We start from the raw sequence: 20,031 nt of genomic DNA, 5'->3' as shown, positions 1-20,031 counted from the left end.
GAGCGGCCTTGTGCCGCGAAAGGACCGCAAAGCGGTCCCAAAAATCTCAGCTTTAATCAGGCTGCTTGTCGACCCACTTCGGCACCACCGGCGCCACAAAGCTGTCCATCCCGTCCAGCAGCGCGTCTGGCTGCTGCCCCAGCAGCAACATTGCCCGATGCTGCGGCCGCACAAAGCCTTCTTCGACGATATGGTCGAGGAACCCGCCCAGCTTCGCGTAGAAGCCGTTCACATCCAGCAGCCCCAGCGGCTTGGCGTGATAGCCCAGTTGCCCCCAGGTCCATACCTCGAACAATTCTTCCAGCGTACCCAGCCCACCCGGCAGGGCGATGAAGGCATCGCTAAGCTCGGCCATGCGTGCCTTGCGGGCATGCATGCCGTCGACCACTTCCAGGCGGCTGAGGCCCTTGTGGCCGATTTCGGCGTTCATCAGGCTTTCGGGGATGATCCCGATCACTTCGCCACCGGCCGCCATGGCCGCGTCGGCAACGGTGCCCATCAGGCCGACCGCACCGCCGCCATAGACCAGGGTCAGGCCGCGACGCGCGATGGCCTGGCCAAGCGCGATGGCAGCATCACGGTAGGCAGGGTTGGCGCCGATGCTGGCGCCGCAGAACACACAAACGGAACGTACGGGCATTGCTCATCTCCTGTCACTCAGGTGGACAGGGTACGGCGCATGCCCGTCGCTTCCAAGGCCACGTTCATTCCGGGCGGGAGAATTCGCAGATGGCGCCCGTTGCCCCGTGGGCATAGGCGGCGAGCAGGCTGTTGATAAATGCAGAGATGGGCATTTGGTATTGCTCCTAAATGAGAGGTTGTCCCATCGTCTATTAAAAGGGCATGATGTGCTCTTAGATTGGTTGTATACAATCCATTGAACAATTCTACTGGCTGGCCTGTTGACGCCCCCTTGACCCATATCAGCAAGGGGCTGAACGGTTTCAGGCAGTCTCGCAATTGATAAAACCCTGCCAAGGAGATTCATGATGTTTGCGAAAGCTGTAGCGGTATCCCTGCTGACCCTCGCCAGCGCCTCTGTCTTTGCAGCCGAATGCTCGGTGACTGTTGAATCGACGGACCAGATGTCCTACACCAGCAAAGAATTCACCGTCGACAAGAGCTGCAAGGAATTCACCGTCAAACTGACCCACTCCGGCAACCTGCCTAAGAACGTCATGGGCCACAACCTGGTGATCAGCAAGACTGCCGACATGCAGGGCATTGCCACTGAAGGCATGACTCAGGGCATCGAAAAAGGCTACCTGAAGGAAGATAACGCCAACATCATCGCCCACACTGCGATGATCGGCGCACCAGAAAAAGAGACCGAAGTGAAGTTCGACACTTCCAAGCTGGAGGCCGGTGGTGACTACAGCTTCTTCTGCACCTTCCCGGGCCACATCTCGATGATGAAAGGCAAGGTTGTAGTCAAGTAATGACAGCTGTGTAGGCCTCTCGGGCCTATTCGCGGGCACGCCCGCTCCCACAGGGTAAGCACTGTCTTCAAGGGCAGTGAAAATCCTGTGGGAGCGGGCGTGCCCGCGAAGCTTTTATGGGGCGAACGGCAGTTCGCGCTTGTGCTGGGTCTTGCGGTAGGTGGCGACGATGATGTCGAATGCCGCCTGATCAACCGGCAACCCATGCAGGAAGGCGTCGATCTGCTGGTAGGTCACGCCATGGGATGCTTCGTCCGGCTTGCCCGGCTCCAGGTCTTCAAGGTCCGCCGTCGGCACCTTCTCCACCAGTGACTCCGGTGCGCCAAAGCTGCGCGCAATCGCCCGTACCTGGTTCTTCACCAGCCCGCTCAGGGGCGCCAGGTCGCAGGCACCATCACCAAACTTGGTAAAGAAGCCCATTACCGCCTCGGCGGCGTGGTCGGTACCGATCACCAGGCCCGCGCGGGCCCCGGCGATGGTGTACTGGGCAACCATGCGGGTACGTGCCTTGACGTTGCCCACCACGAAGTCCACAAGCGTCGGCGAGCCGTTCTTCAATTCCACTACTTCAGCGGCCAATGCCCGCACTGCCGGGGCGATATCCACGGTGTGCACTTCATCGGCCTTGATCACGTCCAGGCACGCCTGGGCGTCATGCTCGTCATGCTGCACCTGGTAGGGCAGGCGCACGGCAATGAAGGTGTATGCCTTGTCGCCGGTTTCTGCGCGCAATTCATTCACGGCGCGCTGGGCGAGCAAGGCGGCAGTCAGCGAGTCGACACCACCGCTGATGCCCAGCACCAGGGTCTTGAGCCGGGCATTGGCCAGGCAGTCCTTGATGAAGGCCACGCGGCGGGCGACTTCGGCCTCGAGCGCGGCGGTGTCGGCGAACGGCGGCTGTACCTTCAGTGCCTGGGCAATCTCTTGCTGAACCGCTTGCATGGGTTACTCCTTGCTGGGGACTTTGAATACGTGACGCATGTAGGCGACGAAGTTTTCGTCACGGCACTGGGTCTTGGCTGATTCATCCGAGATCTTGGCCACTGGCGCGCCGTTGCAGTCGGTCATTTTAAGCACGATGCTCATTGGGGCCACACCCGGTATGTCGCATGTCAGGTTGGTGCCAATGCCAAAGCTGACGTTGATGCGACCGCGCAGGGCACGGAAAATCTCCAGCGAGCGGGTCAGGTTGAGGCCGTCGGAAAACACCAGGGTCTTGGTCATCGGGTCGATCCCCAGTTTCTGGTAATGGGCTATGGCCTTTTCTGCCCAGGCGATTGGCTCGCCCGAATCGTGGCGCAGGCCATCGAACAGCTTGGCGAAGTACAGGTCGAAATCGCCGAGGAAGGCATCCATGGTGATGCAGTCGGTCAGGGCGATGCCAAGCAGGCCGCGGTACTCGCGTACCCAGCAGTCCAGTGCGGCGATCTGGCTGTCGATCAGCCGTGGGCCGAGCTGCTGGTGGGCCATGAACCATTCATGGGCCATGGTGCCCAGCGGCTTGACATCCAGTTTCCATGCCAGGTCGACGTTGCTGGTGCCGACGAAGCGGGCGGGGAAGTCATCGCGCAGCACGCGAACCACTTCTTCCTGCACGCGGCTGGAAAAGCGCCGACGGGTGCCGAAGTCGGCGACCTGCAGTTCGGCCAGTTCGTCATCACTGGCATGCGCACGCAGCCAGTCGAACTTGCGGTACAGCTGGTCGCGCGCTTCGGCCAGGCGCATATGCGGGTGCAGATGGCGGTTGCGCACTTCGCTGATGATGGCCAGCAGCGGCACTTCGAACAGGATCACATGCAGCCATGGGCCTTTCAGGCGCAGGAACAGCTGGTCGTTTTCAACGCCGACGCGCACGTAACGCAGGTTGAAGCGGAACAGGCGCAGAAAACGCAGGAAGTCGGGCTTGAGGAAACTGATGCGTTCAAGAAAGGCCAGTTGGCCATCATCCAGGGTGAGGTCGCTGAGCAGTTCGAGCTGGTTGCGGATCTCGCCCAGGTAAGGGCGCAGGTCCTCGCCGTTGCGGCAGCGGAATTCCCATTCGACGTCGGCGTCCGGGTAATTGTGCAGCACGCCCTGCATCATGGTGAGTTTGTAGAAGTCGGTGTCGAGCAGGTTGTGCACGATGCGCTCGGCGAATGCGCTTTCGCTCATCAAGGGGGCTCCGGAAGCGGCGAATGGCCGACATTGTGCCAGCCTTTTGGGCCTTGATGTGTCTGGGCTGGCCTCTTCGCGGGTGAACCGGCTCCCAAAGGGCTGCGTATCTGCCAAAACAGAGGTGTTTTTCCGTGCACCGGCTAGCCTTGAAACGGTGCCGCCTGTAGCAGTCGCGCACCAGCGGTGTGCACTTCGGTGACGTCCGCTGTTACAGGGCGGTTGCACGTAAACACTTGCCAGGGTTGCAATGATGGCACATGGCGGTTGCTCCTTGTCTGTACGTGTGGTGGCGCCTGCCGCGCAGCAGACGGTTGCACGCTCAATAAAGAAAAGGCCGTCGGTCGCCTGCAGTGCACCTGCGCAGTGTGTTTTCCCGGAAGACAAAACCGATGGCACGGCCCTTGCTCTGAGCACAGGGTTGAGAAGTTGTAGTGCCAACCAAAAAAAACTCTAGGAGCACCACCTCATGTCGCAGACGTTTTACAAGAAAGGTTTCCTGGCACTGGCCGTAGCTACGGCCCTGGGTGTTTCTTCGTATGTTCAGGCCGACGTCAAGATCGGTGTAGCGGGCCCGATGACCGGGGCTAACGCAGCGTTTGGCGAGCAGTACATGAAAGGTGCGCAGGCAGCGGCCGACAAGATCAACGCAGCCGGTGGCGTCAACGGCGAGAAAATCGTCCTGGTCAAAGGCGATGACGCCTGCGAACCAAAGCAGGCCGTGGCTGTGGCCAACCGCCTGGCCGATCAGGACAAGGTGATCGGCGTAGTGGGCCACTTCTGTTCTTCCAACACCATTCCGGCGTCTGAGGTGTATGACGAAGCGGGCATCATCGCCATTACCCCGGGCTCGACCAACCCACAGGTGACCGAACGCGGCCTCAGCGCCATGTTCCGCATGTGCGGCCGTGACGACCAGCAGGGCATTGTCGCCGGCGACTACATCGTCGATGTGCTCAAGGGCAAGAAAGTCGCGGTGCTGCACGACAAGGACACTTACGGCCAGGGCCTGGCCGACGCGACCAAGGCGCAGCTGGAGAAACGCGGCGTGAAGCCTGTGCTGTACGAAGGCCTGACCCGTGGCGAAAAAGACTTCAGCGCCGTGGTTACCAAGATCCGCTCCACCGGTGCCGATGTGGTCTACTTCGGCGGCCTGCACCCAGAGGCTGGCCCGCTGGTACGCCAGTTGCGCGAGCAGGGCCTGAAGGACGTCAAGTTCATGTCCGATGATGGCATCGTCACCGACGAACTGGTGTCCACCGCTGGCGGCGCGCAATACGTCGATGGCGTGTACATGACCTTTGGCGCCGACCCGCGCCTGCTGCCAGACAGCAAAGCGGTGGTGGAGGAGTTCCGCAAGGCCGGTACCGAACCTGAAGGCTACACCCTCTACGCCTACGCCTCGCTGGAAGCCTTGGCCGCTGCGTTCAACGGCGCCAAGTCGAACAAGGGCGAAGACGCGGCCAAGTGGCTGAAAGCCAACTCCGTCAAGACCGTCATGGGCGAGAAGAAGTGGGACAGAAAGGGTGACCTGACCGTGTCCGACTACGTGGTCTACCAATGGGACAAAGACGGTAAATACCACCAGCTGGAAAAACAAAAATAATAACGGCCCATGGCCCGGGCTGATGCTCGGGCCCAAGCCCCGCGGTACCTGTCTTTATTCGTAGATCTGCACAGTTCTGCGCTGCGAGGGCCCCGCACCGGTGGCCCGCGCCGTGGTCGGCGCTCGTGCAATCTCAATCAGGTGAGATTGCGTTATGGATGGTATTTTCCTGCAGCAACTGGTCAACGGCCTGACCCTCGGGTCGGTCTATGGCCTGATCGCCATCGGCTACACAATGGTCTATGGCATCATCGGCATGATCAACTTCGCGCACGGCGAGGTGTATATGATTTCCGCGTACCTCGCGGCAATCAGCCTGGCATTGCTGGCCTATTTCGGCGTCGAGTCGTTCCCGCTACTGATGTTGGGCACGCTCTTGTTCACCGTCGTCGTCACGGGCGTTTATGGGTTCACCATCGAACGCATCGCCTACAAGCCCCTGCGTAACTCCACCCGCCTGGCGCCGTTGATCAGTGCCATCGGCATCTCGCTGATCCTGCAGAACTACGCACAGATCAGCCAGGGTGCCCGCCAGCAAGGCGTGCCGACCTTGCTTGAAGGGGCCTTGCGTGTCGAAGTCGGCACCGGCTTCGTGCAACTGACCTACACCAAGATATTCATCCTGATCGCTGCCTTCGTGGGCATGGGCCTGCTCACTTACGTGATCAAGTACACCAAGCTCGGCCGCATGTGCCGTGCCACCCAGCAAGACCGCAAGATGGCTTCGATCCTGGGCATCAACACCGACCGGGTGATTTCCTACGTGTTTGTCATCGGTGCAGTCATGGCCGCTCTGGCGGGCGTGCTGATCACCATGAACTACGGCACCTTCGACTTCTACGCCGGCTTCATCATCGGCATCAAGGCGTTCACCGCCGCAGTGCTCGGTGGTATCGGCTCGCTGCCTGGCGCCATGCTCGGCGGCATCATCCTGGGGATTTCCGAGTCGCTGTTCTCTGGCCTGATCAACTCCGACTACAAGGACGTGTTCAGCTTCTCGCTGCTGGTGATGATCCTTATCTTCCGCCCACAAGGCCTGCTGGGTCGCCCGCTCGTGGCTAAGGTGTGAACATGTCCGTTGCCAAAACTGCCTCTGTTAGCGAAACCAAAGGTTTCGACCTTAAACGCAGCCTGCTGGAGACCCTAGTCGCCGGCCTGCTGGCTCTCATTGTGTTTGGCCCGGTCGTGGGCGTAGTGCTCGACGGCTACACCTTCAATGCCGAACCGCGCCGCGTAGCCTGGCTGGTTGGCGGGGTGATGGTGGGGCGCTTCCTGCTCAGCCTGTTCCTGCAGAGCGCCGCTGGCGTGCGCATGCTCCAGGGCTTCGACAGCGGTGGCTCGGGCGTGCATGTGAACGCGCCGGACTACAAGTCGCGCCTGCGCTACATCATCCCGGCGCTGGTGGTGATTGCCATCGTCTTCCCGATTTTTGCCAACAAGTACCTGCTGACCGTGGTCATCCTCGGCCTGATCTACGTGTTGCTGGGGCTTGGCCTGAACATCGTGGTCGGCCTTGCCGGCCTGCTCGACCTGGGCTACGTGGCGTTCTATGCCATTGGCGCCTACGGCCTTGCTTTGGGTTACCAGTACCTCGGCCTTGGCTTCTGGAGCGTGCTGCCCTTGGCGGCCATCGCCGCAGCGCTGGCGGGGTGCATACTTGGCTTCCCGGTGCTACGAATGCACGGTGACTACCTGGCAATCGTGACCCTGGGTTTTGGCGAGATCATCCGTCTGGTGCTGAACAACTGGTTGTCGTTCACCGGTGGCCCCAACGGCATGCCGGCGCCTTCGCCAACCTTCTTCGGCCTGGAATTCGGCCGCCGGGCCAAGGATGGCGGGGTGCCGATCCACGAGTTCTTCGGCTTCGATTACAACGCCAACCTCAAGTTCGTGTTCATCTACGCGGTGCTGTTCCTGGTGGTGCTGGCCGTGCTGTACATCAAGCACCGCCTGACCCGCATGCCGGTAGGCCGGGCGTGGGAAGCGCTGCGCGAAGACGAGATCGCCTGCCGTTCGATGGGCCTGAACCACGTACTGGTCAAGCTTTCGGCGTTTACCCTGGGGGCGTCCACTGCGGGCCTGGCCGGTGTGTTTTTTGCCACCTACCAGGGCTTCGTCAACCCGTCGTCTTTCACGTTCTTCGAGTCGGCGCTGATCCTCGCCATTGTGGTACTGGGTGGCATGGGCTCGACCGTGGGCGTGGTGATTGCGGCGTTCGTGCTGACTGTGGCGCCCGAACTGCTGCGCAGCTTCTCCGAATACCGGGTGCTGCTGTTCGGGGTGCTGATGGTGCTGATGATGATCTGGCGACCGCGTGGGCTGATCCGCATCAGCCGTACCGGTGTGACCCCGCGTAAAGGAGTGGCGCCATGAGCGACGATATCATTCTCTCGGTCGACAACCTGATGATGCAGTTCGGGGGCATCAAGGCGCTGAGTGATGTCAGCCTGAAGGTACGGCGCAACCAGATCTTCGCCCTGATCGGCCCCAACGGCGCCGGCAAGACCACGGTGTTCAACTGCCTGACAGGCTTCTACAAGGCCAGTGGCGGGCGCATCGAGCTGAACGTGCGCGGCAGCCACACCAACGTCATCCAGTTGCTTGGCGAGCGCTTCCAGGCGGCGGACTTCGTGTCGCCGGCGCGCTTTGCCAACCGCCTGTACTACAAGATGTTCGGCGGTACCCACCTGGTCAACCGCGCAGGCCTGGCGCGCACCTTCCAGAACATTCGCCTGTTCAAGGAAATGTCGGTGGTGGAGAACCTGCTGGTGGCCCAGCACATGTGGGTCAACCGCAACCTGCTGGCCGGGGTGCTCAACACCAAGGCCTACCGCAAAGCCGAGAGCGATGCGCTGGACCACGCGTTCTACTGGCTGGAAGTGGTCGACCTGGTCGATTGTGCCAACCGCCTGGCCGGCGAGCTGTCGTACGGCCAGCAGCGCCGCCTGGAAATTGCCCGGGCCATGTGCACGCGGCCAAAGATCATCTGCCTGGACGAACCGGCGGCCGGCCTGAACCCGCAGGAAACCGAAGCCCTCAGCCGCATGATTCGAGTGCTGCGTGACGAGCATGACATCACTGTGGTGCTGATCGAGCACGACATGGGCATGGTCATGAGCATTTCCGACCATATCGTGGTGCTGGACCACGGCAACGTGATTGCCGAAGGCGCACCGCAGGAAATCCGCCACAACCCGACGGTGATCGCCGCCTACCTGGGTGCAGATGAAGAGGAACTGGTATGAGTGCACCCATTCTCGAACTGAAGGACCTGGACGTGTTCTACGGGCCGATCCAGGCGCTGAAAAAGGTTTCGATGCACATCAACGAGGGCGAGACGGTGAGCCTGATCGGTGCCAACGGTGCTGGCAAGTCGACCCTGCTGATGTCGATCTTCGGGCAGCCGCGGGCAGCGTCCGGGCATATCGTCTATCGCGGCACCGACATTACCCGCAAATCGTCGCACTACATTGCTTCCAACGGCATTGCACAGTCGCCGGAAGGGCGCCGGGTGTTCCCCGACATGACCGTCGAGGAGAACCTGATGATGGGTACCATCCCCATCGGTGACAAGCATGCTGATGAAGACATGCAGCGCATGTACGAGCTGTTCCCGCGGTTGAAGGAGCGGCGTAACCAGCGAGCCATGACCATGTCCGGGGGGGAGCAGCAGATGCTGGCGATTGCCCGGGCGCTGATGAGCCGACCGAAGTTGCTGTTGCTGGATGAGCCTTCGTTGGGGCTGGCACCGATCGTGGTCAAGCAGATCTTCTCGACCCTGCGTGAGCTGGCAAAGACCGGGATGACCATTTTTTTGGTGGAGCAGAACGCCAACCATGCGCTGAAGCTCTCCGACCGGGCCTATGTGATGGTCAACGGGGAGATCCGCATGACCGGGACCGGGCAGGAGCTGCTGGTCAACGAGGAAGTGCGCAACGCCTATCTGGGCGGGCACTGAGTTACATTCGGGGCTGCAAAGCAGTCCCATTTCCAATGTGGACAACTTACCCCGCGATACTCTCGATCCACGCTAATAGTCTCTCGCAACCCCTTGTTTCCACAGGCTTGATCTTGTCCACGGATAATGTGGAACTGCCTGTGGAAAACATGGTGGCATCTCGCTCCAGCCCTTTGATATCAGGCCCTGCATCGATGCGATCATTTTTTGATCACATCCTTCCTGTGGATGATTTTTCAAGGTTTTTCACAGATCCGAAAGCACCTCGAAACCAGCATCAAGGCTGTGGATAACTCTGTGGGAAAACCTTGGACAGACTGCTGCAGGCAGCATGTTTGAAAGCTTTGCACCATCACCAAAAAACTATCCACCGACCCTGCATCGCTGAAAGGGTTCCGCACAGTAGACAAGTTGCCCCCAATCCGTGGGGAAAGCCTTGTGGATAACATGCGCATAGCTGGCGCCGAGCCTTCTGCCGCAAGGGTTTGCCGGATATGAACAAAAAATGTACAGCGCCCCGAACGGCTTGCTGCCAGCGCGCGGCGCGGGCATGCTGCAAAGCTGCCGATGACAACCTACCGTGAGGAACAGAGCATGACGTCCACCGTATTCATCACTGGCGCCACTTCCGGTTTCGGCGAGGCCACCGCCCGCCGTTTTGCCGACGCTGGCTGGAAGCTGGTGCTCACCGGCCGCCGCAAGGAGCGCCTGGACGCCCTGTGCGCTGAGCTGTCGGCCAAGACCGAGGTGCACGGCCTGGTGCTTGACGTGCGTGATCGCAAGGCCATGGAGCAGGCGATCGCCGGCTTGCCGACCGGGTTCGAGAAGCTTCGCGGCCTGGTCAACAACGCCGGCCTGGCACTGGGGGTGGATGCGGCGCAGAACTGCAGCCTGGACGACTGGGAGACCATGGTCGACACCAACATCAAGGGCCTGATGTACACCACCCGCCTGCTGTTGCCACGGCTGATCGCCCACGGTCGTGGCGCGTCGATTCTCAACGTAGGTTCTGTGGCGGGCAACTACCCGTACCCGGGCAGCAACGTGTATGGCGGCACCAAGGCTTTCGTCGGCCAGTTCTCGCTGAGCCTGCGCTGCGACTTGCGCGGGACCGGCGTGCGCGTGAGCAACATTGAGCCGGGGCTGTGCGAGAGCGAGTTTTCGCTGGTGCGCTTCGGCGGCGACCAGGCCAAGTACGACGCCACTTACGCGGGTGCCGAGCCGATCCAGCCGCAGGACATTGCCGAGACCATCTTCTGGATCCTCAACCAGCCGGCGCATATCAACATCAACAGCCTGGAGCTGATGCCGGTGAGCCAGGATTGGGCAGGGTTCTCCATCGACCGTTCGGTCAAGGGCTGAAAATAGTCACCGGGGCCGCTGTGCGGCCCATTCGCGGGGCAAGCCCGCTCCCACAAGGTAATTCACTAGCCTAAGGGCGGTGCAGTACCTGTGGGAGCGGGCTTGCCCCGCGAATGCGTCAGCTCAGGCGCTGCAACCCTTCCAGGCAGGTCGCCAAATGATAGGGCGTAGTAGAAGGCATATCATGCCGGCTGACGTTGCCTTCACCATCCCGGCACTCATACCAGCCCGCTTCCCGCAAGAACTGCGCTTCCAGCAGCTGCAACTGCTCCCGCAACTTCGCCTCGCCGCCAGCACGCAGCACCAGCGCTCGCAGGTACTCCGCCTGTGCCCATACCCGTTGTGTGGCATCCAGCACCTGGCCATCCACATCCAGCATCGCCAGCACTGCCCCGTTCTTCACCCCGAACTGCTCGGCAAAGCCGAACGCCCGGTCGATGGACGCATGCAGCGGCGTGTCACGCAGCAGCGGTGAGGTATGCAGCAAGTAGAACCACTCGGTAATTCACTAGCCTAAGGACGGTGCAGTACCTGTGGGAGCGGGCTTGCCCCGCGAATGCGTCAGCTCAGGCGCTGCAACCCTTCCAGGCAGGTCGCCAAATGATAGGGCGTAGTAGAAGGCATATCATGCCGGCTGACGTTGCCTTCACCATCCCGGCACTCATACCAGCCCGCTTCCCGCAAGAATTGCGCTTCCAGCAACTGCAACTGCTCCCGCAACTTCGCCTCGCCGCCAGCACGCAGCACCAGCGCTCGCAGGTACTCCGCCTGTGCCCATACCCGTTGTGTGGCATCCAGCACCTGGCCATCCACATCCAGCATCGCCAGCACTGCCCCGTTCTTCACCCCGAACTGCTCGGCAAAGCCGAACGCCCGGTCAATGGACGCATGCAGCGGCGTGTCACGCAGCAGCGGTGAGGTGTGCAGCAGGTAGAACCACTCGAACTGGTGCCCCGGCTCGAACCAGTTATCCACAGCCCCGCGTGGCTTTTCCAGCATCAGGCCATGGGCTGGTTCAATGAAGTGAACCTGCAGCGCTTCACACAACTGCAGCAGCGACTGCTGGGTATGGCTATCGTCACGCACTGCCAACACCTGCAGGAACGCCTCGGCCAGGTGCATCTGCGGGTTCTGCAGCGGGCCGCTGGCGAGGTCTGCCCAGTCTTCGCCCAGGCTGGCTTCGTACAGGCCGTCGTCACGGGCGAACTGCTGGTCGATGATGTCCAGCGCGGCATTCAAGGTGGACTCCACCAGGCTTTCGCGCACCTTGCCCCAATAGTGCGCGCAGGCAAAGACGATGAACGCGTGGGTGTACAGGTCCTTGCGGCGGTCCAGCGGTTTGCCTTGGGCGTCGATGCTGTAGAACCAGCCACCGTGCTCGGCGTCGTGGAAGTGCTTTTGCAGCGAGCGGAACAACGCTGCTGCGCGCTCGGCCGCGCCCGGTTGCCCGATACGGCTGCTGAACAGGTACAGCTGGCGTGCGCAGGCCATTGCCCGATAGCGCTGCACAGGCAAGGGCTGGTGGTGGGCGTCCAGGGCCTCGTAGGGCAGGGCCATGTCGGCATTCCAGCCCGGGCCTTGCCACAACGGCACGATGCATTCGGCGAAGTGCTGGTTGAAGCGGGCCAGTTCAGGCAGGGTGGGGCGGGGGTCAGACATTTCGGCGCTCGTCGCTGTCGGGCAGGGCGCAATGGTAGCAGAACTACGGTTGTGGGTTGCCCAGCCCTTGCCAGTGCCGGGCGCCAACAAAGATGAAGCGCAATTGCTGAGTGATCTTTTCCTGCGCCGTCAGTGCTTGTGGATAACTTGAGTCGGGGCTGTCGATAAGCTCGGGCAGGGTAGCGAACACGGTCTTCACCACCAGGTCGGCCATTACCGCCAACGCGGCGCTGTCCAGGTGCTGCCAGCGCTTCATGCGCGCCAAGTCGGTGGCAAGGTCGTCGCTTATGTCCTGGCGCAGCCGGGCAATGGCCTGGCGGACGGCTTGTGAGCCCCCGTACTGTTCGCGGGCCAGAAACAGGAACTGCGCGCGGTGAGCGGCTACCACGTCGAGGAAGATGCGCACCGAAGCATCGGTGATGCCGCCCAGTTCGAATTCGTTCTGGCGCACCAGGCGGATGGTCTGGCGGAAGGTGGTATCGATTTCGGCCACAAGCGCCAGGCCCAGGGCGTCCATGTCGGAAAAATGCCGGTAGAAGCCGGTCGGCACGATGCCTGCGGTCTTCGCCACTTCGCGCAGGCTGACACTGCCGAAACCACGGCCACTCTCCATGAGCAGGCAGGCGGCATCGAGCAGGGCCTGGCGGGTCTGTAGCTTCTGTTCGGCGCGCGGCAGCATGATGCGGGCTTCTGTGACGGTAAGGCTGGGCACTCTAGATAAAAAAACAAAGCCCGGTCAATGGACCGGGCCTGGAGGGGAGCAAGCGATGTGACAGAGGTTGTTCTTTTCGGCCATGGTGATCAGCTCACACGGCTGAGTTCAACCAGGCGATCCGAGCCACCTTCAGCAACGCGGCCACTGCGTTCGATCAGGCGATCAGAACCACCTTCAGCTACACGGCCAGAGCGTTCGATCAGGCGATCAGAACCACCTTCGGCTACGCGGCCAGAGCGTTCGATCAGGCGGTCAGAACCACCTTCGGCTACGCGGCCAGCGCGTTCGATCAGGCGGTCAGAACCCCCTTCGGCAACGGTTTTCAGCGGCTGGGCGATTTCGGCAGCGCTGGAGCGGGATTCGGCGGTCAGGTGCTGTTCGTCGGCTGGCAGGGCGAAAGCGTTGGCAGCCAGGATGGACAGGGTCAGGGTCAGCAGGTGGCGTTTCATGATTTCGGTGCTCCTCTCGGGGGCTGGAAAGTGGGTACGGAGCCAATGCTACGCTCGGTAACGCCAGAGAGAAGTTCATACGGGTAATGGTAACAATCGACCGCATTGATAGAGGTCGGCAACCGCTCTGGAAAGCGCTTTACAGGTCTGCTGAGGATGACGTGAAGGTCCTGATGCCGGGTAGCGGGCAGCGCCTGACGCGACGTATTGCTGAGCAAAAGGCCAGGAAAACTTCGCTATGATGCCGCTCTCGATAAAACCCCACGGGTTTTCCACAGTCCGACATATTGACTGCCATCGCTGCACCCGTTTTGTGCCATACCGCAAGGAGAATCACGCAATGACGCGTCCCGCCAGAATCCTCCTCTGGGCCCTCGCCACCCTCCTTACCCTGCTGGCGATTCTGGTGGTGGTGATCGCCACCTTCGACTGGAACCGCGTAAAGCCCCTGCTCAACGAAAAGGTGTCCGAGGCCCTGCACCGGCCCTTCGCTATCAACGGCAACCTTGCCGTTCACTGGCGCACCGAGCCTGAAGAGGGTGGCTGGCGTGCCTGGGTGCCATGGCCGCATTTCATTGCCGAGGACCTGACCCTGGGCAACCCGGAGTGGCTCAAGGAGCCGAAGATGGTCGGCCTGGAGCGCGTGGAGTTCCGCCTGGCGCCGCTGCCGCTGGTGTTCCAGCAGATCAGCATCCCGCGCATCGACCTGACCAAACCCACTGCCAGCCTTACCCGTCTGGCCGATGGCCGTGCCAACTGGACGTTCGACTTCGGCCCCAAGGATGAAAACGCCGAACCTTCCAAATGGCAGCTGGATATTGGTGCGATCGGTTTCGACCAGGGCAATGTCAGCTTCGACGATCAAACCCTGAAAACCAGCATGAAGGTGCAGATTGACCCGCTGGGCAAGCCGATCCCGTTCAGCGAGATTGTCGGCAAGGCCAGCGCCGAGAAGGCGGGTGGTGCACAGGACTACGCCTTCGGGCTCAAGGCACAAGGCCGCTACAAGGATCAGCCGGTGTCCGGCACCGGCAAGATCGGCGGCCTGCTGGCGCTGCAGGACGCCCGCCAGCCGTTTCCGCTGCAAGCCGACGTGCGCATCGCCGACACCCATGTGGTGCTCGCCGGCACCCTGACCGACCCGCGCAACCTCGGCGCCCTGGACCTGCGCTTGCGCCTGTCCGGTGCCAGCCTGGGCAACCTCTACCCATTGACCGGGGTGACCCTGCCGGACACCCCGGCCTACTCGACCGACGGCCGCCTCAGCGCCAACCTGCATGCGCCACAAGGCGCGACGTTCAACTACCACGGCTTCAATGGCAAGATCGGTGACAGCGACATCCACGGTGACCTGGCCTTCGTTGCCAGCCAGCCACGGCCCAAGCTGTCCGGCAACCTGGTGTCCAACCAGTTGCTGTTCAAGGACCTGGCGCCGCTGATCGGCGCCGATTCCAACGCCGAGCAGAAGGCCCGTGGTGGTGCCAGCAAGCAGCCAACGGGCAAGGTGCTGCCAGTGGAAGAGTTCCGCACCGAGCGCTGGCGCGCGATGGACGCCGACGTCACCTTTGCCGGCAAGCGCATCGTGCACAGCACGCAACTGCCGTTCAATGACCTTTCGGCCCACGTGATTCTCGAAGACGGTCTGTTGCGCCTGGAGCCCCTGCGTTTCGGCGTGGCCGGCGGCAACCTGGCCTCCAGAATTCGCCTGGACGGTCGCAGCGTGCCTTTGCAGGGCCGCGCCCAACTGACTGCCAGGGGCTTCAAGCTCAAGCAACTGTTCCCGACTTTCGCGCCGATGCAGACCAGCTTTGGTGAGTTGAACGGCGATGCCGACATCAGCGGCCGTGGTAATTCAGTGGCGGCGCTATTGGGTACGGCCAATGGCGACCTGCGCATGCTCGTCAACGATGGCGCGATCAGCCGCAGCCTGATGGAGATTGCCGGCTTGAACGTGGGCAACTATGTCATCGGCAAGCTGTTCGGTGATGAGGATGTGAAGATCAATTGCGCGGCGGCGGATGTGGGTATCAAGGAGGGGTTGGCAACGACCCGTCTGTTCATCTTCGATACCGAGAACGCGATCATCTACATCAACGGTACGGCCAACTTCAGCAGTGAGCAGCTGGACTTGAAAATCACCCCCGAATCGAAAGGCCTGCGGCTGTTCTCGCTGCGTTCGCCACTGTATGTGCGTGGGCCGTTTGCCAAGCCGAGTGCTGGGGTGCAGGCAGTTCCGCTGGCACTGCGTGGTGCGGGGATGGTGGCGCTGGGTGTGGTGGCCGGGCCGGCGGCGGGGTTGCTGGCGCTGATTGCGCCCAGCAGCGGGGATGATCCCAACCAGTGCACGCCGCTGTTGCAGCAGATGAAGGCGGGCAAGGCGCCGGCAGTGGTGAAAGGTCGGAAATAGCAGGGGGCCGCTCTGCGGCCCATCGCGGCACAAGGCCGCTCCTACAATGGATCGCTTTCCCCTGTAGGAGCGGCCTTGTGCCGCGAAGGGCTGCAAAGCAGCCCCTTGCGATTACAGCCCTTGCAGCAGGTCGGACATGTCGTCCGCGTGCTCTTCTTCCTGGGCCAGGATGTCTTCGAAGATGCGTCGGGTGGTCGGGTCTTTATCACCGATGTACTGGATGATCTCGCGGTAGCTATCAATGGCAATCCGCTCAGCCACCAGGTCTTCCAGCACCATTTCCTTCAGCGAATTACCCGCCACGTACTGGGCATGGGAGTTCTTGGTCAGGTTGTCGGGGTTGAAGTCCGGCTCGCCGCCCAGCTGCACGATGCGCTCGGCCAGCTTGTCGGCATGTTCGGCTTCCTGGTTCGCATGCTCCAGAAATTCCTGGGCAGCCACACTGGCTTTGATGCCGCTTGCCATGAAGTAGTGGCGCTTGTAGCGCAGTACGCAGACCAGCTCGGTGGCCAGCGACTCGTTCAGCAGGCGCAGGATTTCCTGACGGTCGGCGTGGTAGCCCTCGGTCACCGCGCCTTGCTCCACATGCTGGCGGGCACGTTCGCGCAGGGTTTTCACATCGGTCAGTTCAACGTTGCTCATGGTTATCTCCAGGCATATCAGGGTCAGGGTGGGGACGCAGGCTCACGCGCCGGGGACGGCGTCGCTGTCCTCTTGGCGTTGTTTACAAGTCTTGAACCCTTTGGCATCGACGTGGCCAGTGGCGTCGAAGCGCACGTAGTAGGGCTGTTGTTTGCCGTCGCGGTTGAGGATGTAGTCGTTGCAGGTGCCCCCGTGCGGCAGGTCGATCACATTCGATGGGCTGCCACCGATGGCGATGACCTTCTGCATGGTCATGCCGTGCTCCACCTGCTTGACCAGCGGTTCGTCGCGGTAGGTGACATAGTCCGCCGGGTTTTCCGGGCGGCTGCCACAGGCGGCCAGGGTGGCGCTTGCCAGAAGGATTGCCAGGGTCTGCTTGTACATGGTCCCGCTCCTTGCAAAGGGTCTGTGTGGTTTGGAACCACAGCGCGGGCCGGGAGTTCGATTGCGATGGTCATGATTGGCGCTGTAGTGTGGACCGGTCGTCCACGGAAAGGGGCTGGTGCAATGCAACAGGAATTGGCCACGCGATACCCGTTGGTGCTGGTGCCGGGCATGCTCGGTTTTGTCCGGCTAATGCTCTACCCCTACTGGTTCGGCATCGTGCCAGCCTTGCGCAAGGGGGGGGCGCAGGTGTTCCCGGTGCAGGTTTCGCCGCTGCATTCCAGCGAGGTGCGCGGCGAGCAGTTGCTGCTGATCATCGAGGATATCTGCACGCGTACCGGTGCCGAAAAGGTCAACCTCATCGGCCACAGCCAAGGTGCCCTGAGCGCGCGCTACGCAGCGGCCAGGCGGCCAGAGCGCGTGGCTTCGGTCACCTCGGTGGCCGGCCCCAACCACGGCTCGGAACTGGCGGACCACCTGGACCGCACGGCGCCTGGCGATTCACCCCAGGGGCGCATCCTCAAGGCTGTGTTGCAGGGTCTTGCCGTGTTGCTGGTGTGGCTGGAAACCGGCTGGCGCCGCGACCCGCTGCCGGTTGACCTGCACGCCTCGCACCAGTCGATGACCACTGCCGGGGTGGCGCTGTTCAACCAGGCATATCCCCAAGGGCTGCCGCAGACCTGGGGCGGGGAAGGGGCCTATGAAGTCGATGGTGTGCGTTATTACTCGTGGTCTGGCACCTTGCAGCCCGGCCTTACCGACCAGGGTCGCAACCGCTTTGACGGCAGCAATCGCTTCTGCCGCCTGTTTGCCCGCAGCTTCGTCAAAGAAAAGGGGCATTGCGACGGCATGGTCGGGCGTTTCAGTTCGCACCTGGGGCAGGTGATCGGCGACGACTACCCGCTCGATCACCTGGATATCGTCAACCAGTCTCTCGGCGCCGTGGGCAAAGGCGCCGAGCCGGTGCGGTTGTTCACCGAACATGCCGCCCGGCTGAAGGCTGCCGGGCTTTAGCGGCGTATCGGGGTGGTCCAGCGCTCGGCCAGCACTACCCCGGCCAGGGTCAGCAGGCCGCCGACCAGGTGATAGCGCGCCAGTTGCTCATCGAGCACCACGGCGGCGATCAGTGCGGTGACCAAGGGCAGCAGGTTGAAGAATAGCGTGGTGCGGCTTGGCCCCAGGCGATGCACGGCCTGCATCCACACCCGCGGCGCGATCATCGAGGCCAGCACGCAGGCATACAGCACCAGGCCGATATTACGGCTGTTCAGGCCCGTCTTGTCCGACAGCAGGAACAGCGGCAGCAGCACCACGATTGCCACCAGCACCTGCAAATACAGCAACTGCAGGGGTGGCAGGCGCAGTTGCCATTTCTTCAACAGGAAGCTGTACAGCGCATAGGCCAGGGTGGCGACCAGCATCAGCAAGTCGCCGCTGTTCAGGCCCTGCTGCAACAGGCTCGCGGGGTGACCGGCACTGACCACCTCCAGCACGCCGAAGAATGACACCACCGCACCCAGCAGGGCACCGTAGCTCAGGCGCTGGCCCAGCCAGGCGATGGACAGCGCCAGAGACATCAGTGGCATCAGCGAGAGGATGATCCCCATGTTGGTGGCGCTGGTGATGCCGGCGGCAAAGTAGGCCAGGCTCTGGTACATCGCCATGCCCAGCACGCCCAGCACGAACACCTTGCCCAGGTGTGGGCGGATGGCTGCGCGGTTGCGCCACACGGCGGGCAGCAGGAACGGCGTGAACAGCAAGCCGGCCAGCAGCCAGCGGTAGAAGCCGATTTCGGCAGGGTGGATGGCACCGGCGGACATCTTGGTGACCACGGTGTTGCCGGCCCAGATGAGGATGGCGGTGAGGGGGAACAGGTAATTCATGTAGCGGGTTACTCATTGGGGCCTGGATTGGGGCTGCCTTGCAGCCCTTCGCGGGCTTGCCCGCTTCCACAGGGATATCACAGGCCTTGAGGCTGGCGCAGTTCCTGTGGGAGCGGGCAAGCCCGCGAAGGCCTGCAAGGCAGGCCCTCGATAGGCCTGTATTATCGAGTGTCTGTCCACAAGCCTATACTCTTATCCAGACAACCCACCCCGCAAAGCAGACAGCATGCCGCGCAAATACCTCGATATACCCCAATTCACCCAACTGCCGGCGCCGGTGTACTTCCGACACGATGAGTTCGTTGCCGATACCCACAGCGCCGTGCATCAACACGCCTGGGGCCAGCTGAACTACACCGCCCACGGCGTGATGCAACTGGAGGTCGCCGGCCAGCGTTTCCTGTCGCCGCCGCACTACGCCGTCTGGGTACCGCCCGATACCGCGCATGGCTGTTACAACCCCCAGGCCATCGTCTACCGCTCTATCTATCTACACCGCAGCCTGTGCGCAGCCCTGCCACCGCAACCGTGCAGCCTGATGATCAGCGATATCCTCAAGGCCATCCTCGGCGACTTCGCCCGGCGTGACCTCAAGGTGGCCGAGGACGAGCGCGACCAGCGCCTGGTGCAGGTACTGCTCGACCAGTTGCTGCTGGCGCCCGCCCAGGCCTGCTACCTGCCGTTTGCCCAAAGCGATGGCCTGCGTCAGGTACTGGACGCCCTCAGTGCCGAGCCGGGTGACAACCGCCCGCTGGCCGACTGGGCCGCCCGTGTGCATGTTAGCGAACGCACCCTGGCCCGCCAGTTTCTGCGCGAACTGGGCATCAGTTTTGGCGAGTGGCGCCTGCGCCTGCGTTTTCTGCGTGCCATCGAAGCGCTGGAGGCCGGCCTGCCCATTCAGGCCATTGCCTTCGACCTTGGCTACAGCAGCGCTTCGGCGTTCATCGCCATGTTCCAGCGCCAGGCCGAGTGCACGCCCGAGCAGTACCGCCGGCAGGCGCGGGCGGGGCGCTGAAAAATCTTGGCTACACTCAGCTCGACCCCCGTGCGTCGGGCACGGAGCCAAGGAGACTACTCCATGAAAGTGCTGCACATCCCATTACTGGCGCTGGCAGTGTTGTTCAGTGCCCAAGGCTTCGCGGCCAATACCGCGCAGCAGGAAAAAATGAAAACCTGCAATGCCGACGCTACTACCAAAGCCCTCAAGGGCGATGAGCGCAAAGCGTTCATGAGCACCTGCCTGAAGAAGGACGTGCCACACACCCAGCAAGAGAAGATGAAGACCTGCAACGCCGACGCCACGACCAAAGCCCTGAAGGGTGACGAGCGCAAGGCGTACATGAGCGACTGCCTGAAGAAGAAATGACCTGCGCCTA

Annotated in this window: 20 protein-coding genes and 1 pseudogene; 11 read left to right on the top strand and 10 right to left on the bottom strand. The window is 61.9% G+C overall.

The window, feature by feature from the left end; all coding sequences use genetic code 11:
- Positions 1 to 52: 52 nt before the first annotated feature.
- Complete coding sequence (locus OZ911_RS26015; protein WP_016489428.1) at positions 53 to 640, bottom strand: cytokinin riboside 5'-monophosphate phosphoribohydrolase; 588 nt, start codon at positions 638 to 640, stop codon at positions 53 to 55.
- Between the two features lie 349 nt (positions 641 to 989).
- On the opposite strand from OZ911_RS26015, the gene azu reads away from it, so the two are divergent.
- A complete protein-coding gene (gene azu / locus OZ911_RS26010) occupies positions 990 to 1,439 on the top strand; it encodes an azurin (protein ID WP_024717363.1) in 450 nt (149 codons plus the stop codon).
- A gap of 114 nt (positions 1,440 to 1,553) precedes the next feature.
- Here azu and nadE read toward each other — a convergent pair whose 3' ends face one another.
- Complete coding sequence (nadE, locus tag OZ911_RS26005; protein ID WP_016489425.1) at positions 1,554 to 2,381, bottom strand: NAD(+) synthase; 828 nt, start codon at positions 2,379 to 2,381, stop codon at positions 1,554 to 1,556.
- Between the two features lie 3 nt (positions 2,382 to 2,384).
- On the bottom strand, positions 2,385 to 3,590 hold the full coding sequence (gene pncB / locus OZ911_RS26000) for a nicotinate phosphoribosyltransferase (RefSeq protein WP_016489424.1): 1,206 nt from the start codon (positions 3,588 to 3,590) through the stop codon (positions 2,385 to 2,387).
- Positions 3,591 to 4,059: 469 nt separating this feature from the next.
- On the opposite strand from pncB, the gene OZ911_RS25995 reads away from it, so the two are divergent.
- From OZ911_RS25995 to OZ911_RS25970, 6 genes are all read left to right on the top strand, one after another.
- Positions 4,060 to 5,196, top strand: a complete 1,137-nt coding sequence (locus tag OZ911_RS25995) for a branched-chain amino acid ABC transporter substrate-binding protein (protein ID WP_016489423.1) — start codon at positions 4,060 to 4,062, stop codon at positions 5,194 to 5,196.
- Positions 5,197 to 5,350: 154 nt separating this feature from the next.
- Positions 5,351 to 6,265: an ABC transporter permease subunit gene (locus OZ911_RS25990; protein WP_016489422.1), complete on the top strand. Its 915-nt coding sequence runs from the start codon at positions 5,351 to 5,353 to the stop codon at positions 6,263 to 6,265.
- Between the two features lie 2 nt (positions 6,266 to 6,267).
- Positions 6,268 to 7,569, top strand: a complete 1,302-nt coding sequence (livM, locus tag OZ911_RS25985) for a high-affinity branched-chain amino acid ABC transporter permease LivM (protein WP_016489421.1) — start codon at positions 6,268 to 6,270, stop codon at positions 7,567 to 7,569.
- Entirely contained in the window at positions 7,566 to 8,441 is an 876-nt protein-coding gene (locus OZ911_RS25980; protein ID WP_016489420.1) for an ATP-binding cassette domain-containing protein, read from the top strand. The genes livM and OZ911_RS25980 overlap by 4 nt, the downstream gene beginning before the upstream one ends.
- Positions 8,438 to 9,154 carry an ABC transporter ATP-binding protein gene (locus tag OZ911_RS25975; protein ID WP_016489419.1) on the top strand — a complete coding sequence of 239 codons (717 nt, stop codon included), beginning with the start codon at positions 8,438 to 8,440 and terminating at the stop codon, positions 9,152 to 9,154. Before OZ911_RS25980 ends, OZ911_RS25975 begins: the two co-directional genes overlap by 4 nt.
- Before the next feature lie 594 nt (positions 9,155 to 9,748).
- Positions 9,749 to 10,516 (top strand): SDR family oxidoreductase, encoded by a 768-nt coding sequence (locus OZ911_RS25970; RefSeq protein WP_016489418.1) that lies wholly within the window; start codon positions 9,749 to 9,751, stop codon positions 10,514 to 10,516.
- Positions 10,517 to 10,634: 118 nt separating this feature from the next.
- Here OZ911_RS25970 and OZ911_RS25965 read toward each other — a convergent pair.
- The 4 genes and pseudogenes from OZ911_RS25965 to OZ911_RS25950 all read right to left on the bottom strand — a co-directional run.
- Positions 10,635 to 11,015: pseudogene (locus tag OZ911_RS25965) on the bottom strand (AGE family epimerase/isomerase); the annotation flags it as partial.
- A gap of 62 nt (positions 11,016 to 11,077) precedes the next feature.
- Positions 11,078 to 12,175 carry an AGE family epimerase/isomerase gene (locus tag OZ911_RS25960; RefSeq protein ID WP_016489417.1) on the bottom strand — a complete coding sequence of 366 codons (1,098 nt, stop codon included), beginning with the start codon at positions 12,173 to 12,175 and terminating at the stop codon, positions 11,078 to 11,080.
- A gap of 43 nt (positions 12,176 to 12,218) precedes the next feature.
- Positions 12,219 to 12,854 carry a TetR family transcriptional regulator gene (locus tag OZ911_RS25955; RefSeq protein WP_023046917.1) on the bottom strand — a complete coding sequence of 212 codons (636 nt, stop codon included), beginning with the start codon at positions 12,852 to 12,854 and terminating at the stop codon, positions 12,219 to 12,221.
- A 122-nt stretch (positions 12,855 to 12,976) separates the two neighbouring features.
- On the bottom strand, positions 12,977 to 13,339 hold the full coding sequence (locus tag OZ911_RS25950; protein ID WP_016489415.1) for a hypothetical protein: 363 nt from the start codon (positions 13,337 to 13,339) through the stop codon (positions 12,977 to 12,979).
- Positions 13,340 to 13,679: 340 nt separating this feature from the next.
- On the opposite strand from OZ911_RS25950, the gene OZ911_RS25945 reads away from it, so the two are divergent.
- Entirely contained in the window at positions 13,680 to 15,746 is a 2,067-nt protein-coding gene (locus OZ911_RS25945) for an AsmA family protein (RefSeq protein WP_023046918.1), read from the top strand.
- A 111-nt stretch (positions 15,747 to 15,857) separates the two neighbouring features.
- Here OZ911_RS25945 and OZ911_RS25940 read toward each other — a convergent pair whose 3' ends face one another.
- Positions 15,858 to 16,388: a ferritin-like domain-containing protein gene (locus tag OZ911_RS25940; RefSeq protein WP_016489413.1), complete on the bottom strand. Its 531-nt coding sequence runs from the start codon at positions 16,386 to 16,388 to the stop codon at positions 15,858 to 15,860.
- A gap of 42 nt (positions 16,389 to 16,430) precedes the next feature.
- Positions 16,431 to 16,772: an osmotically-inducible lipoprotein OsmE gene (gene osmE / locus OZ911_RS25935; protein ID WP_016489412.1), complete on the bottom strand. Its 342-nt coding sequence runs from the start codon at positions 16,770 to 16,772 to the stop codon at positions 16,431 to 16,433.
- Positions 16,773 to 16,895: 123 nt separating this feature from the next.
- Here osmE and OZ911_RS25930 point away from each other — a divergent pair, with 123 nt between their 5' ends.
- Positions 16,896 to 17,786, top strand: coding sequence for an esterase/lipase family protein (locus tag OZ911_RS25930; RefSeq protein ID WP_016489411.1), 891 nt, complete (start codon positions 16,896 to 16,898; stop codon positions 17,784 to 17,786).
- Here OZ911_RS25930 and OZ911_RS25925 read toward each other — a convergent pair.
- A complete protein-coding gene (locus tag OZ911_RS25925) occupies positions 17,783 to 18,655 on the bottom strand; it encodes a DMT family transporter (RefSeq protein ID WP_016489410.1) in 873 nt (290 codons plus the stop codon). The two genes, OZ911_RS25930 and OZ911_RS25925, sit on opposite strands and share 4 nt — an antisense overlap.
- Before the next feature lie 226 nt (positions 18,656 to 18,881).
- Between OZ911_RS25925 and OZ911_RS25920 the strand changes: the two genes are divergently transcribed.
- The gene (locus tag OZ911_RS25920) at positions 18,882 to 19,670 is read left to right on the top strand and encodes an AraC family transcriptional regulator (protein WP_016489409.1); all 789 of its coding nucleotides are present in this window, start codon (positions 18,882 to 18,884) and stop codon (positions 19,668 to 19,670) included.
- Between the two features lie 63 nt (positions 19,671 to 19,733).
- The gene (locus OZ911_RS25915) at positions 19,734 to 20,021 is read left to right on the top strand and encodes a PsiF family protein (protein ID WP_016489408.1); all 288 of its coding nucleotides are present in this window, start codon (positions 19,734 to 19,736) and stop codon (positions 20,019 to 20,021) included.
- The last annotated feature ends 10 nt before the right edge of the window (positions 20,022 to 20,031 follow it).

It is taken from the genome of Pseudomonas fortuita, assembly GCF_026898135.2.
GTDB classification, from domain to species: domain Bacteria; phylum Pseudomonadota; class Gammaproteobacteria; order Pseudomonadales; family Pseudomonadaceae; genus Aquipseudomonas; species Aquipseudomonas fortuita.
This window is presented reverse-complemented; position numbering and strand designations above follow the sequence as displayed.

Coding starts and splice junctions, on each gene's coding strand:
- OZ911_RS26015 (WP_016489428.1), bottom strand. CDS start 640: ATGCCCGTACGTTCCGTTTGTGTGTTCTGCGGCGCCAGCATCGGCGCC.
- OZ911_RS25990 (WP_016489422.1), top strand. CDS start 5,351: ATGGATGGTATTTTCCTGCAGCAACTGGTCAACGGCCTGACCCTCGGG.
- OZ911_RS25925 (WP_016489410.1), bottom strand. CDS start 18,655: ATGAATTACCTGTTCCCCCTCACCGCCATCCTCATCTGGGCCGGCAAC.
- OZ911_RS25940 (WP_016489413.1), bottom strand. CDS start 16,388: ATGAGCAACGTTGAACTGACCGATGTGAAAACCCTGCGCGAACGTGCC.
- livM (WP_016489421.1), top strand. CDS start 6,268: ATGTCCGTTGCCAAAACTGCCTCTGTTAGCGAAACCAAAGGTTTCGAC.
- OZ911_RS25930 (WP_016489411.1), top strand. CDS start 16,896: ATGCAACAGGAATTGGCCACGCGATACCCGTTGGTGCTGGTGCCGGGC.
- azu (WP_024717363.1), top strand. CDS start 990: ATGTTTGCGAAAGCTGTAGCGGTATCCCTGCTGACCCTCGCCAGCGCC.
- OZ911_RS25995 (WP_016489423.1), top strand. CDS start 4,060: ATGTCGCAGACGTTTTACAAGAAAGGTTTCCTGGCACTGGCCGTAGCT.
- OZ911_RS25920 (WP_016489409.1), top strand. CDS start 18,882: ATGCCGCGCAAATACCTCGATATACCCCAATTCACCCAACTGCCGGCG.
- OZ911_RS25950 (WP_016489415.1), bottom strand. CDS start 13,339: ATGAAACGCCACCTGCTGACCCTGACCCTGTCCATCCTGGCTGCCAAC.
- pncB (WP_016489424.1), bottom strand. CDS start 3,590: ATGAGCGAAAGCGCATTCGCCGAGCGCATCGTGCACAACCTGCTCGAC.
- nadE (WP_016489425.1), bottom strand. CDS start 2,381: ATGCAAGCGGTTCAGCAAGAGATTGCCCAGGCACTGAAGGTACAGCCG.
- osmE (WP_016489412.1), bottom strand. CDS start 16,772: ATGTACAAGCAGACCCTGGCAATCCTTCTGGCAAGCGCCACCCTGGCC.
- OZ911_RS25975 (WP_016489419.1), top strand. CDS start 8,438: ATGAGTGCACCCATTCTCGAACTGAAGGACCTGGACGTGTTCTACGGG.
- OZ911_RS25980 (WP_016489420.1), top strand. CDS start 7,566: ATGAGCGACGATATCATTCTCTCGGTCGACAACCTGATGATGCAGTTC.
- OZ911_RS25945 (WP_023046918.1), top strand. CDS start 13,680: ATGACGCGTCCCGCCAGAATCCTCCTCTGGGCCCTCGCCACCCTCCTT.
- OZ911_RS25960 (WP_016489417.1), bottom strand. CDS start 12,175: ATGTCTGACCCCCGCCCCACCCTGCCTGAACTGGCCCGCTTCAACCAG.
- OZ911_RS25970 (WP_016489418.1), top strand. CDS start 9,749: ATGACGTCCACCGTATTCATCACTGGCGCCACTTCCGGTTTCGGCGAG.
- OZ911_RS25955 (WP_023046917.1), bottom strand. CDS start 12,854: ATGCTGCCGCGCGCCGAACAGAAGCTACAGACCCGCCAGGCCCTGCTC.
- OZ911_RS25915 (WP_016489408.1), top strand. CDS start 19,734: ATGAAAGTGCTGCACATCCCATTACTGGCGCTGGCAGTGTTGTTCAGT.